The 13,649-nt window shown below is 43.8% G+C and carries 14 protein-coding genes and 1 pseudogene; 6 read left to right on the plus strand and 9 right to left on the minus strand.

What is annotated here, in order from left to right; genetic code table 11:
- Positions 1-105 precede the first annotated feature (105 nt).
- Both BWI96_RS00650 and BWI96_RS00655 read left to right on the plus strand, forming a co-directional pair.
- Positions 106-666 (plus strand): hypothetical protein, encoded by a 561-nt coding sequence (locus BWI96_RS00650; RefSeq protein ID WP_106634784.1) that lies wholly within the window; start codon positions 106-108, stop codon positions 664-666.
- 651 nt (positions 667-1,317) lie between these two features.
- Positions 1,318-2,232 (plus strand): exonuclease domain-containing protein, encoded by a 915-nt coding sequence (locus tag BWI96_RS00655; RefSeq protein WP_106634785.1) that lies wholly within the window; start codon positions 1,318-1,320, stop codon positions 2,230-2,232.
- A 2-nt stretch (positions 2,233-2,234) separates the two neighbouring features.
- On the opposite strand, the gene BWI96_RS00660 is transcribed toward BWI96_RS00655, so the two are convergent.
- From BWI96_RS00660 to BWI96_RS00670, 3 genes are all read right to left on the minus strand, one after another.
- Positions 2,235-2,960: a DUF3891 family protein gene (locus tag BWI96_RS00660; RefSeq protein WP_106635032.1), complete on the minus strand. Its 726-nt coding sequence runs from the start codon at positions 2,958-2,960 to the stop codon at positions 2,235-2,237.
- Between the two features lie 86 nt (positions 2,961-3,046).
- Complete coding sequence (locus BWI96_RS00665) at positions 3,047-3,373, minus strand: hypothetical protein (RefSeq protein ID WP_106634786.1); 327 nt, start codon at positions 3,371-3,373, stop codon at positions 3,047-3,049.
- A gap of 104 nt (positions 3,374-3,477) precedes the next feature.
- Positions 3,478-4,089, minus strand: coding sequence for a deoxynucleoside kinase (locus BWI96_RS00670; RefSeq protein ID WP_106634787.1), 612 nt, complete (start codon positions 4,087-4,089; stop codon positions 3,478-3,480).
- A gap of 215 nt (positions 4,090-4,304) precedes the next feature.
- On the opposite strand from BWI96_RS00670, the gene BWI96_RS00675 reads away from it, so the two are divergent.
- Positions 4,305-5,276, plus strand: a complete 972-nt coding sequence (locus tag BWI96_RS00675) for a rhodanese-related sulfurtransferase (RefSeq protein WP_106634788.1) — start codon at positions 4,305-4,307, stop codon at positions 5,274-5,276.
- Between the two features lie 39 nt (positions 5,277-5,315).
- Here BWI96_RS00675 and BWI96_RS00680 read toward each other — a convergent pair whose 3' ends face one another.
- Positions 5,316-5,807 (minus strand): GNAT family N-acetyltransferase, encoded by a 492-nt coding sequence (locus BWI96_RS00680; RefSeq protein ID WP_106634789.1) that lies wholly within the window; start codon positions 5,805-5,807, stop codon positions 5,316-5,318.
- A gap of 91 nt (positions 5,808-5,898) precedes the next feature.
- Between BWI96_RS00680 and surE the strand changes: the two are divergent.
- Both surE and BWI96_RS00690 read left to right on the plus strand, forming a co-directional pair.
- A pseudogene (gene surE / locus BWI96_RS00685) lies at positions 5,899-6,674 on the plus strand (5'/3'-nucleotidase SurE).
- Positions 6,675-6,876: 202 nt separating this feature from the next.
- Positions 6,877-8,454 carry a GH3 auxin-responsive promoter family protein gene (locus BWI96_RS00690; RefSeq protein ID WP_106634790.1) on the plus strand — a complete coding sequence of 526 codons (1,578 nt, stop codon included), beginning with the start codon at positions 6,877-6,879 and terminating at the stop codon, positions 8,452-8,454.
- Here the strand turns inward: BWI96_RS00690 and BWI96_RS00695 are convergent.
- The 3 genes from BWI96_RS00695 to BWI96_RS00705 form a co-directional block, all read right to left on the minus strand.
- Positions 8,391-9,836, minus strand: coding sequence for a CapA family protein (locus BWI96_RS00695; protein WP_157830161.1), 1,446 nt, complete (start codon positions 9,834-9,836; stop codon positions 8,391-8,393). The genes BWI96_RS00690 and BWI96_RS00695 overlap by 64 nt on opposite strands.
- A 43-nt stretch (positions 9,837-9,879) precedes the next feature.
- Positions 9,880-10,527, minus strand: a complete 648-nt coding sequence (locus BWI96_RS00700) for a LysE family translocator (RefSeq protein WP_106634792.1) — start codon at positions 10,525-10,527, stop codon at positions 9,880-9,882.
- A 185-nt stretch (positions 10,528-10,712) separates the two neighbouring features.
- Positions 10,713-11,261: an NUDIX hydrolase gene (locus BWI96_RS00705; protein ID WP_106635033.1), complete on the minus strand. Its 549-nt coding sequence runs from the start codon at positions 11,259-11,261 to the stop codon at positions 10,713-10,715.
- 94 nt (positions 11,262-11,355) lie between these two features.
- Between BWI96_RS00705 and BWI96_RS00710 the strand changes: the two genes are divergently transcribed.
- A complete protein-coding gene (locus tag BWI96_RS00710; RefSeq protein ID WP_106635034.1) occupies positions 11,356-12,372 on the plus strand; it encodes a cation diffusion facilitator family transporter in 1,017 nt (338 codons plus the stop codon).
- A 153-nt stretch (positions 12,373-12,525) separates the two neighbouring features.
- On the opposite strand, the gene folE is transcribed toward BWI96_RS00710, so the two are convergent.
- Both folE and BWI96_RS00720 read right to left on the minus strand, forming a co-directional pair.
- Positions 12,526-13,224 (minus strand): GTP cyclohydrolase I FolE, encoded by a 699-nt coding sequence (folE, locus tag BWI96_RS00715; protein WP_106634793.1) that lies wholly within the window; start codon positions 13,222-13,224, stop codon positions 12,526-12,528.
- On the minus strand, positions 13,178-13,603 hold the full coding sequence (locus BWI96_RS00720) for a 6-carboxytetrahydropterin synthase (protein WP_106634794.1): 426 nt from the start codon (positions 13,601-13,603) through the stop codon (positions 13,178-13,180). Before BWI96_RS00720 ends, folE begins: the two co-directional genes overlap by 47 nt.
- Positions 13,604-13,649: the final 46 nt, after the last annotated feature.

Here is a 13,649-nt window from a genome sequence, read left to right on the forward strand (position 1 = left end):
ACATGCTATGGATTTAAACGTAATAGAATCAGGGAAACGCAACACTGGCACGGTTTTTTGACAATTCGAGTAACGAATTTATCAGCATGATCAACCTGTTCAATTATGACTACATCGCCTACTACTCAAACCGCCCTGCCTGCTTACTTTGAACAAAAATATAATCAGGCATTCAAGGATTTATTGAATCGTCAATCGCTGTCGTCTGAATTGGATTCTCACCTGGATGAAACCATTTCTTTGCATTCACTCCATCCGGTAAATATTACCCAAACTCCCAAAATTGAGCCCGCTCACACTACTACTATGAAGGTACGGAGTACGTATGGGACCGTTCAGGAATTTGAGGTACCTCATTATAAAGTTACTTACTCTTGCTCCGGTGATCCTGAGTTATTGGTTTCTATCCCTTCCGACACCAGCCTGAACCCTGATGCCGTTTTTCTAAATACGAAGAATCGTCACCTGGGTTTTGTTATCCCATTGGAAACGGAAGACGAATCCTTGGCGAAGTCTCAGATTGATGAGTATTTTATGGATGCCTTTAAAAATATACTTCACATCAATTTTCAGATTGAAGCCTATAACCAGAGCTTAAGAGCTCGATTAAAACGAGACCTGGCTAACTGGAAAAACAAACACAAAAAGCCCGTCATTAACGACTAGTGTCTGCTCTAGTAAAAAACCTTCCATAAAAATGGAAGGTTTTTTTATGCCCTATCGCTTCGTCTAACATGCCTCTACCTCATCAGATTCCGCCATCTTTTCCCCTGTTGATAAGCAACAGGCATAACAACCAACGGCATACCTATTCCATTAAAAGTAACTCCGCCAATGAATATACATAGACTATACGTATATTTATGCTTTGTAAACACTTGTATTTTTTAAACCCTATCTGGTTTCCGGGTAGGGTTTTTCATTGGTTATCTCTATCGACGTACTTAATCAATGTTCATCCCATTAGTCCTGATTTTCAATTGGTTTTAAAACCATTGGCCCTCTATGCTTATGGTTCAATAGCTGAATTTACCTTATAACTAATTAATCATATCGTGTAATTATTACTAGATTTTAGGGAGACTAAACTAATCATTCGTATTTTTGTAACTTAAATTGAAAAAGGATTAGTATAAACCTCATCGGCCTTGCTGATGAGGTTTTTTCATAAATAACAAGCACAACCTGAATTTACCTTTTAATAAATTCGTTACCTCTTCAACCATTTTTTACTTTTAAACCTTACATTTATTAGAGTGATGTATAGATAAGATACTTATTTATATCTCGCGATTAGGCCCAATTGCTTAGTTTCTTATGTTAGATTTTGTTGCTATAGATTTTGAGAATGCCAATAATGCCAGATCCAGTGCTTGTTCTTTAGGCATTACCATTGTGAAAGACGGAAAAATACAGGAAACGAAATACTGGTTAATCAAGCCTTATCCCTTCGAAATGGGGTTTTTCCAGCAACGTGTTCATAAAATTGAATTAGCTACGCTCGAAAACGAACTTACCTTCGATGAGTTATGGTCCGAGATACGCCCATATCTTGAAAATCAGACCATTCTTGCCCATAATGCTTCTTATGATTTGAACCTGTTACGTGGCCTTGTCGATCATTACGGGCTGACTATTGGAAACCTGCAATACGCCTGCACCGTTGACATGGCTAAGGTTACCTGGCCCAACGAGCCTAAACACTCACTGGGGTATTTGGCCTACTATAATCAAATCAAGTTTGTGCATCACCGGGCCGATGATGATGCCCGCGTATGTGCTATGCTAGCCCTTCGTATGGCAGAACTTCACCAAGCAGAAGACCTGGATGATCTGATTTATAAAACCAAAATCAGCAAGCGTAATCTGGACGGCAGTTTTGCCCGACTCACGCCCCGGCCCCGTCGCAAAGCTAAATCGGCCACGGTCATTCCGAATTTGTACCAAATCCCCAGTCCTGACCATCATCTGTTTGGAAAGCTGGTGGTTTTCACGGGAGATCTTGAAACGTTTAGTCGCGAAGAAGCCCAGCATCTAGTGATTCAGAAGGGAGGCGTTGCGGCGAAAAACATTTCACCTCAAACGCATTATGTGGTAGTAGGGAAACAAAATGCCTTATTGGTCGGAGAAGACCTGAAATCCACAAAAATGCGTCGAGCAGAAGAATTTATCAATCGAGGGTTTCCGCTGGTTGTATTAACCGAAGAAGAGTTCTTAACCTTGATTCAGTAAATTTATTTTCTGAATTCCCAGCTTTTGTCTATTACGGTTGAATGCTGCATGGTATTAAACAAATCTTTATCATCCGTAAAAGTCAGTTTTTCTACCTGATAACTCTCGATTTCAACCGTAAACTTCTGTTTCTGAAAAGGCCAGGGTTCTACGCCAATGGTACCATTCTTGCGTTGAAAAACGTAAGAACATTCTCCATCGGGACTTTTGCTTATTTCCAGCCGACGTTCATCCACGGGTAACTGATTCTGACATAGAATCAAGGATAATGCATCGCACCATTGCAAAAATGCGTACGCATACGTAACCTCATCCTTACCCACGTGGTAATGGTTACGCCATTTTTCCTGTAATCGGGTTTGTTCGTGGAGTAACTGGTCCAGTTCAGACGATTGGGTTCGTTTGGGTTCGTAGAGGAAAGAAATGTGCATGGAAGTCATCAGAGCATTCCAGCGGCTTTTCTCCAAACCAATCTGAATAACATTAATGCATTGCGGAACTGAATACTGAATCATCTCAAAGTTGAGCGGTGCTCCTGCATCCGTGAGGTGATTTCGGCCCTCCCAGGGTTCCTGGCCATCATCATGTTCGGTTAAAGCCACCAAAGTTTCAATCCAGCGAACGGGACGCTTGTTCACTTTCCACTGCATAGCCAATTGTAACGCCAGCATGCCATGAGCCTGCTGATGAATTACTTCCCAACCATAAGGAGCCGGTAATACAATCATAAAATAGGTCGATAATTTAGGGAACATGCGTAAAAAACAATACCCGCCCCTTCTCAGGAGCGGGTATTGTTTCGTAATAATGAAGTCTAATTCTCTAATTTCTGGAGATACTCTATAGCTGCATTACCCACAAATTTCCGACCCTCATTGTTGGTATTCAACCACTCAGCGGGTGGAAATAAGTCAAATAAACCTACTTTAAATAAGGTAGGAATAGCAGCTTTTAACTCATGCTGTATTTTCTCACTTTTTGAAAGATTGTACAGATTGATGTTATGCAGTAACGTGGCAATCGTTCCCGTCTGGACGGTGGTTCCATCTTTCAATTGAACCGTTGGCAGGCTTTCTCCTTGAGCTAGTATTTTTTGATTAATACGAGCTAATTCATCGATGTTTTCAACATGCTCGCTCATGGCATTTCAGGTTTAGTTAGTGGAAAATAGTTGGTAATGATTCAATCCATTCCTGTAGAATTATCTCCCTATTCTAAAAAGCAAGTCCAGCACATTTAAGTGCATTACCCGTACAGCAGAGCCCGATCTACTTCTTTGATAATAAATTCAAAATCTTCTGTTCTATTCAGGTAATCTAAGTTATTGACATCCAGGATCAAAAGCTTTCCATCCGTATAATTACGAATAAAATCTTCGTAATGATTGTTCAAATCTGTGAGGTAATCGACACTCATATTTAATTCAAAGTCGCGTCCCCTTTTCTGAATTTGTCCCAATAATTTGGGTAAATCAGCTTTCAGGTAAATCATCAGATCGGGCGGTTTTACCACATCCATCATCGTTTGAAAAAGCGAGAAATACGTCTCATAATCCACCTGACTCATGTATCCTGAATGATACAGATTGCGGGCAAAAATGTGAGCATCCTCATAAATCGTACGATCCTGAATGATACGTTTGGTAGATTCCATGATTCGCCGGGCCTGATCAAAACGGCTTCGCAAAAAATAGATTTGTAAATGGAAAGCCCAACGTCCCATATCTCCGTAAAAATCAGCGAGATATGGGTTATTCTCTACGGCTTCATAAAAAACTTCCCAGCCAAAATGTTCGGCCAACATTCGGGCAAGTGTGGTTTTTCCGGCTCCAATATTTCCGGTTACAGCAATATGCATCTGGGAAAGAAGTAAAAAATTAAATTCATGTGGTGAACTTCTGACGAAGGTAGGAAGCAACCATCCGGGGTATCGAGTAGTTCAAAATTCAGCAAAAAAAAGTGGATTTTTTAGTTTTCAACCGCGTCTTTAAGGACCTTCTAATCTTGTCTATCTCAAAATACCTTACCTTTGCAGTTGAATGATCCACGTTACAGGTGGCTTCAAATTACTTTATGAAACCGTACCAAATCCTGCTTTATTACCTCTATACGCCCATCGAGGATACCCTGGCGTATCGGGAAGAACACCATCGTTTTTGTCTGGAGAATAATCTGTTAGGCCGCGTTATCGTCGCTCCCGAAGGACTGAACGGAACCGTTTCCGGCCTCGTTGAAGATTGTCAGAAGTACATGGACTGGCTGCATGCCGATCCTCGTTTTCAGGCAATTCAGTTTAAAATTGAGAGTCACGATCAGCACGCTTTTCACAAACTTCATGTACGGGTTAAAGAGGAAATTGTAAATTCTGATTTACCCGTAGACCCTTTGAAGGAAACCGGAATTCATCTGGAGCCGAATGAATTCAAGGAGTTACTGAATGATCCTGACGTAGTGCTGGTCGATATGCGTTCGAACTACGAGCACAACGTCGGCAAGTTCAAAGGGGCCATTACGTTTGACATGGAAAACCTCCGCGAACTCCCCGATCACGTGGCTGAAATTGAGCATCTGAAAGGTTCCGGTAAGAAGATCATCACGTACTGTACGGGTGGTATTAAATGCGAAAAAGCTTCGGCGTATTTATTACATCAGGGTTTCGAGAATGTGTATCAGCTTCATGGCGGCATTATCCGGTATGGACTGGAAGAAGGAGGCGAGAACTTTGACGGCGAATGTTACGTCTTTGACGGTCGGGTAACCACCAGCGTGAATAACGTAAACCCGAATGTAATTTCGACTTGCCACCTCTGCGGAACGACCACGAGCCGAATGGTGAATTGTGCAAACCCTGAGTGTAATGAACACCTGCCCATTTGCGAAAATTGCGGATGGGAAATGGACGGGGCCTGTTCGGAGGCCTGTAAGGCACACCCTCGCAAACGCCCCTACAATGGCGTTGGCTATTATCCTAAAAAGACGGAAGAGTATACCCCAACCATGGGCTTTAAAAGTGCCCTGGGTAGCTTTAAGCCGGAAAAAGTATAAGTGATAGATCCGGGGAATGTATTTTCCCGGATCATTTCATTACAACAGGTTTTTACGCATAACGTAATCGTTCATCCAGTAGCCATTTCCAATGTAATTATCCTCCTCCCGAACCATTTCGAAACCCAGTTTTTCGTAAAACTGACGGGCCGAATTGCTTCGATTGACGTTTAATTCCAGGTATTTGCCTCCGGCCTGAACGGCTTGTTTTGAAACCTCATCCAGTAACTGCCGCCCATACCCCCGGCCCTGGCTGATCGGTAAAAAGTAGATTTTATGGAGTTTCACAATACCACCTTCTTTGGGCTCAAAAGCAGCAAAACCCATCGCGATGTTTTCTTCTTTTGCCAGTAGAAATACCGTATGACCCTCCATAGTTTGATGTAAGGTTTCAGAGCTATACATCCAGTCCAGCATAAAGCGGGATTGTTCTTCTGAAAGAATATGCCCGTAGGTGGGCTTCCAAGCAGTAAAGGCAATGTCCTGAATAACAGGAATATCCGAAGGCTGGGCAAGGGAGATTTGAAGCATGATTAGGGGCCAATTAATACTTATTTCTGCCTCTAAATTACATATTGAAATGGGTTATCCTAACTTGGAAATGACCCGCTTAACTAGTTTTATGTCCGACAAAAAACCAATTATTCTCGTCACCAACGACGACGATATTACCGCCAAAGGCATTAGTGTACTGGCTGAGGCCATGCAGGAATTAGGAGAAGTCATCGTCATTGCTCCCGATCGTCCCCAATCGGGTCAGGGCCACGCAATTACGATTAACCATCCGATTCGTATTAAAAAAGCCCGTTTTTTGAAAATGCTGCGGTAGCCTATGAAACTACTGGCACCCCGGCGGACTGCGTCAAAATGGGAAAACACCTCGTTCTGAAAGATCGCAAGCCCGATTTGGTTGTGAGTGGTATTAATCACGGAAGTAATACTGCCATTAGCATTTTATATTCGGGAACCATGTCGGCGGCGATGGAAGCCGCGATTGAAGGAATTCCAGCGATTGGATTTTCTCTGGCGAATTACCATCCTGAAGCCGACTTTTCTCACACCGTGGAAGCCATCCAAACGATTGCTCGTCAGGTGCTGGAAAAAGGCTTACCCAAGCATGTAGCCCTGAATGTGAACTTTCCCGCGAAATCTGACGAGCCCCTAAAGGGTATTAAAGTGTGCCGTCAGGCAGATGCTCGCTACATGGAAAGTTTCCAGCAACGCGAAGACCCTTACGGTCGTCCTTATTACTGGCTGGATGGGGATTTCGTTAATTTTGATGAAGGAACCGATACCGACGAGTGGGCTTTGGCTAATAACTATGCCTCCGTCGTTCCCTGCAAATGCGATTTAACGGCTTATTCAACCATGGAAGCCTTGAAATCCTGGGATTTATAAGCGTTTGAGAAAGTTAGCGTCTGCTTGATGGCTTTTGACGTTGTTTAAAAGTTAGAAAACGTTTTGCAGGCTATTGCCGCACTCGTTTCAAACTTTCAAACCTAACCGAAAGGCTCTACCAGCTCTCTAACTACGTTTTATCAAACCATCTAATCATTAAGATTAATCCGTAAAAGTTTATAGAATTCTATCCAGTTAAGTTATGGCCGTACTTGGGAGTCTATTGAAAAGAGGAATTGGGTTGACAGGAACTGTCATACGCCGTCGCCGGGTCAATGGATTGAAATCGCAGCGTAAAGCCTTCATTAAGCTATTAAATAAGGCTCGTTACACTGCTTTTGGTGAAAAATATCAGTTTGAGCGAATCCTCTCCTGGGCTCTCTTCCGCAAGGATGAGCAGTTTTATGAGGAATACAGAAAGATCGTTCCCATTCACGACTATAATAAAATGTACAGTGAATGGTGGCATCTGACCAAGGAAGGCAAAAAGAACGTTTCCTGGCCCGGTCGGGTGAAGTTTTTTGCGTTGAGTTCTGGAACTTCCGAATCGGCTTCCAAATACATTCCGGTAACCAAAGACATGGTAAAAGCCATGCAACGTACCAGTATTCGTCAGATTCTGGCATTGTCGGAATTCAAAAACCTTTCAAATGAGTTATTTGAAAAAGGATACCTCATGCTGGGTGGAAGTACCGACCTTAAGTTCAGCGGTCGGTATTTTGAAGGTGATTTGAGTGGAATTAATGCTTCACAGATTCCTTTCTGGTTCGAGCGTTTTTATAAGCCCGGCAAAGAAATCGCCCGCATTCGCGATTGGGAGCACAAACTCGAAGAGATTACCAAACAGGCAAAAGACTGGGATATTGGGTATGTAGTGGGCGTTCCGGCCTGGATTCAATTACTTCTGGAGCGGATCATTAAGCATTATAATCTCAAGCACATTCACGAAATCTGGCCGAATCTGGAAGTATTTGGTTGGGGTGGCGTTTCGTTTGAGCCTTACCGGGTTGGCTTTGAGAAGCTATTGGGAAAACCCATCACGTATATTGAGACGTATCTGGCTTCGGAAGGTTTCATGGCTTATCAGGCTCGTCCCGATGCCAAAGGCATGCAATTAGCTCTGAATCAGGGTATTTTCTTTGAATTCATTCCTTTTAATGACGAAAATTTCAACGGCGAGGGTGAAGTAAAGGCCAATGCCAAAAGTTTGATGATTTCCGATGTGGAAGAAGGCGTTGAATATGCTCTGCTGATCTCCACCTGCTCGGGAGCCTGGCGTTACCTCATTGGCGATACCGTTCGCTTTACGGATAAAAAACGTTACGAAATTACCATCACCGGACGGACCAAGCATTACCTGAGTATGTGTGGAGAACACCTTTCGGTTGACAATATGAACCGGGCTTTGGAATTAGCCTGCCATGAGCTAAAGATTTCGGTACCCGAGTTTACCGTGGCTGGTGTTCCTTACCATTCGCTGTTTGCTCACCACTGGTACATCGGTACCGACGATGCGGTGGATGTTGAAAAGCTTCGGGTATTGATTGACGAAAAACTGAAGGACCTCAACGACGATTACGCCGTTGAACGTCGACACGCCCTAAAAGAGGTACTGGTAACGGTTTTACCCACCCAAACCTTTTATGACTGGATGGCGTCGAAGGGGAAAATGGGCGGTCAGCACAAATTCCCCCGGGTATTACGCAAAATGATGATTCAGGAATGGGAAGAGTTTTTATCCAAAAAAGGATACGAAGCTTCCGTCACTGCTAATAAATGATCGGCTTGCCTAGGCAGAAAATGCCGGTCACAAAACCAGTTTAAATGTCGGAGTTCTTTCACGCATAAAGGACTCATGAATTCAGGAACCAGTCCGTCTTGCACCAGGCGGGCTGTTTTTTTTAGGTCCAGAAAACGCATTTCATCCGGCTGCCCAGGTTTGGCTCCCCAGTTATACACGGGTAATACCTGCACATTCGTCAGAAGCGTTTTAGGAACGCCCTGCTCAGACCCTTTTTCGATAGTTAACTTCAGTAAGGGCACCAGACGATCCCAGACGAAAATATCATACGCCACAAAATCGGCTAGCGAGTAGATAGCAAAACCCGCTTTCTTTTCGCCCGAAAATGGATCGGTAAAATCCACTCGCTCCATCGGTTGAGGATTATGCGGATGACTGCCGAGAATAATATCTACGCCACATTCCCGAAAAACCCGATGATAGATTTCTACCGTATGAGCCGAAGGATAAGCCTGATAGGCGTTCCCCGTATGAAATAAAAACACCACCAGATCGGCTCCTCGTTGACGTACGTTTTTGACCTGAGTACGTATGGATGATAGATCAGCTTCGGGCCGATTCAGGCGTTCGTAATTAGCCAACCATTCTTTACCGGGCTCCGTTTCGAATTTATTCAGATTGGAAGTCCAGGAAAGAAAGGCTACCCGAATACCGTTTCGCTCCAAAATTGGCGGTTCTTCGGCCTCTTTAGCATCAGTAGCCGTTCCTACGTGGGCTACCTTTTTCTTCTTTAAGAATTCAATGGTTTTAAAAACCCCCTCTTCTCCCTGATCCAGGCTGTGGTTGTTTGCGGTACAAAGCAAATCGTACCCTTTATACGAGCCATTTCCAGAAAAGATGGAAAACATTTCGTCGGAACCGTTGAAATGCATGTCGTTCAGCATCACCTCCGGCACGGCGGAGGCGGGTTTATCGGTGTCAATCGGTGTTTCCAGATTGGCTACAACCAGGTCAGCCCCAAAGAACCACTCGCCTACTTCATCCCATAAATGTTGAGTAGCGGCTGGGTTTACTCGCTCATAAGGCATTAAATCGCCCCCAGCCGTAAGCGTAATACGGGACTCTGGCATAAAAGCAGGGGAAGGCGTAAAGTCCAGCGTTTGCGAACGAAAATGTTCTTCCAGGTTTCCCTGAGCTTCTACCGGTGGAGCGATGTAATATTTGTACCCCAGATAAGCCGCTCCCTTGTAGGGCGACAAACGCGGGTTTTCTTCAAAATTAGGCAAGGGTTTCCGCCATGTGTTTTTTTTCAGCCAGTACAAAGGCTTATAGGCACGAATAAGATTTCGTAGTAATCGTTCGCCCTTTTGGGTGTAGGGCATCACCGGAAACGATTGAGCGTCTGGATTAATAGCTTTCATGGGGTACACTAATAAAAGGGTAACGAGGAATCAACACAGTTTATTAGCTTGCACTAATCCAGATTTCTACCTGACGATAGAATAAATAAAGGCCAGTGCCCACAAAAACGGCCCCACTCACGCGATTTACCCAGGTAATGACCGTATTATTCAGGAAACGCTTGATTCGCTGAGCAAAGAAGGCAATCGCTACCTGCGTCATGAAAATGGCTAGCAGACAGGCTCCGAAATAGGCGATTCGCAAGTCCAATTCGTATTTGAGTACTCCCTTTACATAGGCAGATACAGATACCCAAATAATGAAATTCGCCGGGTTCGTTGCATTAAGGGTAAAACCAATGCCGAAGAATTTCAGAAACTGAAAAAATCGTCTCTTGGGTTGCGTAGCGGGAATTTGAGCACTGGCTTTGCGAATGGTACTGGCTCCCATCGCAATCAGGAAGATGGAACCGGCTATTCGTAAAAACGTATCGAAATGGGGAAAGTTTGGAATAAACGAAGTCCCCGTTAAGGCAACAAAAATGAAAATTGAATCACAAACGATGACTCCCGTAGAAATCCGTAATCCGCTTTTCCAGCCGTAGTCCAGGCTATTACGGATTAATGAAAAGAACACTGCTCCTAAAGTGATGCACATCACAAAGCCGGACGAGAATCCGAAAAAAAGAGCTTCCCAGAACTGTAAAGTCATTTAGTAGAGGATAATTTCTATAAATCGTAAGCTTATAAATGGTTTGATAAAGTTTGAGGTTGTTTGAAGAGGTTTGAAAGTCTGAAGTGAGTTTGATAGTGATCACTCAAACGAAATCTAACTTTCAAACCTCTTCAAACTTAGATCATCAAACGTGTTCAAACATTCTAACTTTTCAAACCTAATCAAACGCCTCTCAAACGAGCTACTTTTAACAAGCCGTATACACTGAGAGAATCGGTGATTTTATTATTCATGACCATTTCAACGGCTTCCGTGAGAGGTAACTTCCAGATTTGTAATACTTCCGTTTCATCAAATTCGGTTTCGCCCTGTTCCAGATTTTCTGCCACAAAGATGAAACCTTCTTCGTCCGTTACGGAGTTAGAAGTATGGATGCGACCAATCATTTCCCATTTCTGAGCCATGAGTCCGGTTTCTTCCTTCAATTCACGTTGAGCGGAAAGTAAGACGTCCACGTCGATGCTTCCGCCCCCCATGGGAATTTCCCAGGAGTATTCTTCCAGCGGATAACGGTACTGACCCACTAGCCAGGTGTTGCCTTCGTTATCAATGGGAATAATACCGATGGCTTTATTTTTAAAATGAGCCACGCCATAAATGCCGGGGGTTCCGGCGGGAGTTATAACCTCTTCATGGCGAAGAGTAATCCAGGGATTATCGTAGACTTCCTTCGAAGAGACGGTTTTCCAGGGGGATAGTTCAGTTTGCATCTTGCAAAAATAGGGCATGACTGCGGTTCCGGCATTTAAATCCTTAATTTTGCACGCCCAAGTTTACGAACGGGGGCATTTTTTTGTTAAAGCCATGTCATTAAGTAAAAAACAGCAGCTCATCTGGTTATCTTTTGGGGTAAGTGTCGTTTTGATGCTACTCAAGTTTGTAGCCTGGTGGCTGACGGGTTCCAGTGCCATTTTATCGGATGCTCTGGAATCTATTGTCAACGTACTTGCCAGCGGATTTGCTACCTACAGCGTCTATCTGGCCTCCCAGCCCAGCGATTTAAATCACCCTTACGGTCACGGTAAAATTGAATTCTTCTCGGCAGGACTCGAAGGCGTTCTGATTCTGCTTGCGGGAATTTTCATCATTATTCAGGCCATTCGTCAGTGGATTTACCCTGAACCCCTTCAGGAACTCGACACGGGGATGTTACTCGTCGCCATCACGATGGTGGTTAATTATGCCGTGGGTTATTACGTTCAGAAAGAAGGCGAAAAGCAGTCCTCTCCTTCGCTTATTGCCGACGGAAAGCACTTACAACTCGACGCGTTTTCAACTTTAATCCTGCTTTTCGGAATCGGCCTGGTTTTGTTATCCGGCTTCCTCTGGCTCGACCGCCTGATATCGATTGTGTTTGGCGTAATTCTGATTTTCAATGGATTCCAAATTGCCCGAAAATCGGCAGCGGGTTTAATGGACGAAGCAGACGATGCCACCGTGAAGCGAGTCGTAGAAATTCTGAAAGAGCACCGGAAAGAATACTGGATTGACATCCATAACCTCAGAATCCAGCATTACGGAGCCGATTTGCACATTGACTGTCACCTGACCTTACCGTATTACTGGGATCTGGAAAAGGTACACACAGCCGTGCATGAAGTGGAAGCTATTATTGACCTGGAATTTAACTCCAGAGTTGAAGTGTTCATTCACGTAGACCCCTGTTTGCCCGCCTGTTGTCATCATTGTCAGTTGAAAAACTGTCCCGTACGTCAGTATCCCTGCATGAAAGAGATCAAGTGGAATAGGGAAAATCTGGTGTTAAATCAGAAACATTTCCTTCTGGCACTGGATGAGAACAAAGCCGATAACCAGCAGTAGGTCAGGGATTAACCCTCTGCTAATTAACAAAAAACGCCTCCAGAAAGTTAGGTACTTCTTGGAGGCGTTTTTTGTATATAAAATTCTTAAACCACAGCTAACGAGCACACGAACATCCCGATAGGTTTGAACCTATGGCTAGCTGTATAAGCATTAAAGCTGTAAGTATTTCAGGAATTCCTGCTTTCTGCTTTCTTCCTCAAACTTACCTCCGTAGAAAGAGGTAACGGTGGAAGAAGTAGGATCTTCAATACCCCGCATCGAAACGCAAAGGTGTTTGGCGTCCACGACTACTGCTACGTCTTCTGTCCCTAATACACGTTGTAATTCACGAGCAATCTGCATCGTCATCCGTTCCTGAACCTGTGGACGTTTAGCAAAGTGCTGCACCAGACGGTTCAGTTTCGAGAGACCAATGACCTTACCGTTCGAGATATAGGCCACGTGAGCTTTTCCCATAATTGGCACAAAATGGTGCTCACAGTTAGAATAAAACTGGATGTCCCGCTCCACAAGCATCTCCTGATAGCGATACTTGTTATCAAAAAGCGTCGTAGAAGGGTAGTTTTTAGGGTCTAAACCACTAAAAATTTCCTTTACGTACATTTTGGCTACTCGCTTGGGCGTACCTTTCAGGCTATCATCATTCAAATCAAGACCTAACGTCAACATGATTTCGCGAAAATGCTCCTGAATCTTTTCGATTTTTTCATCATCGGACAATTCAAAGGCGTCGGCCCGAAGGGGCGTATCAACGGAGGTAGCAATGTGGTCTTCCCCCAGTTCTTCATCAGAAAACGTAATCTTAGTATCCGACAACAGGGTATTCAACGAAATTTCGTTCGGTTTCATACAGACGAATTTTTAAGTCAAGCTTTGAATCGAGCTCGGCCCGAAGCTTGTCGTAGATAACAATGGCTATATTCTCAGCCGTTGGGTTGAGTTGAGCGAATTCTTCAGTGTCCAGATTTAAGTTCTGGTGGTCAAAACGATCACTCACGTGCGTTTTGATTAAATCGGACAAATATTTTAAATCGACAACATATCCGGTTTCCGGGTCAACAGAGCCCGTCACCTGCACAATAAGTTCATAGTTGTGCCCGTGATAATTCGGATTATTGCAGAGGCCAAATACTGCTTTATTTTTTTCATCCGACCAGTTGGGATTATGCAGTCGATGAGCAGCATTAAAATGTTCCTTTCGGAACACGGCAACTCTCTTTTCTTCCATAAGGTACAGGCTTCTGTCTACTAGTGTTTCTTTGAATGGGAGGCCG

This window comes from Siphonobacter sp. SORGH_AS_0500, assembly GCF_002838835.1.
Lineage (GTDB): Bacteria > Bacteroidota > Bacteroidia > Cytophagales > Spirosomataceae > Siphonobacter.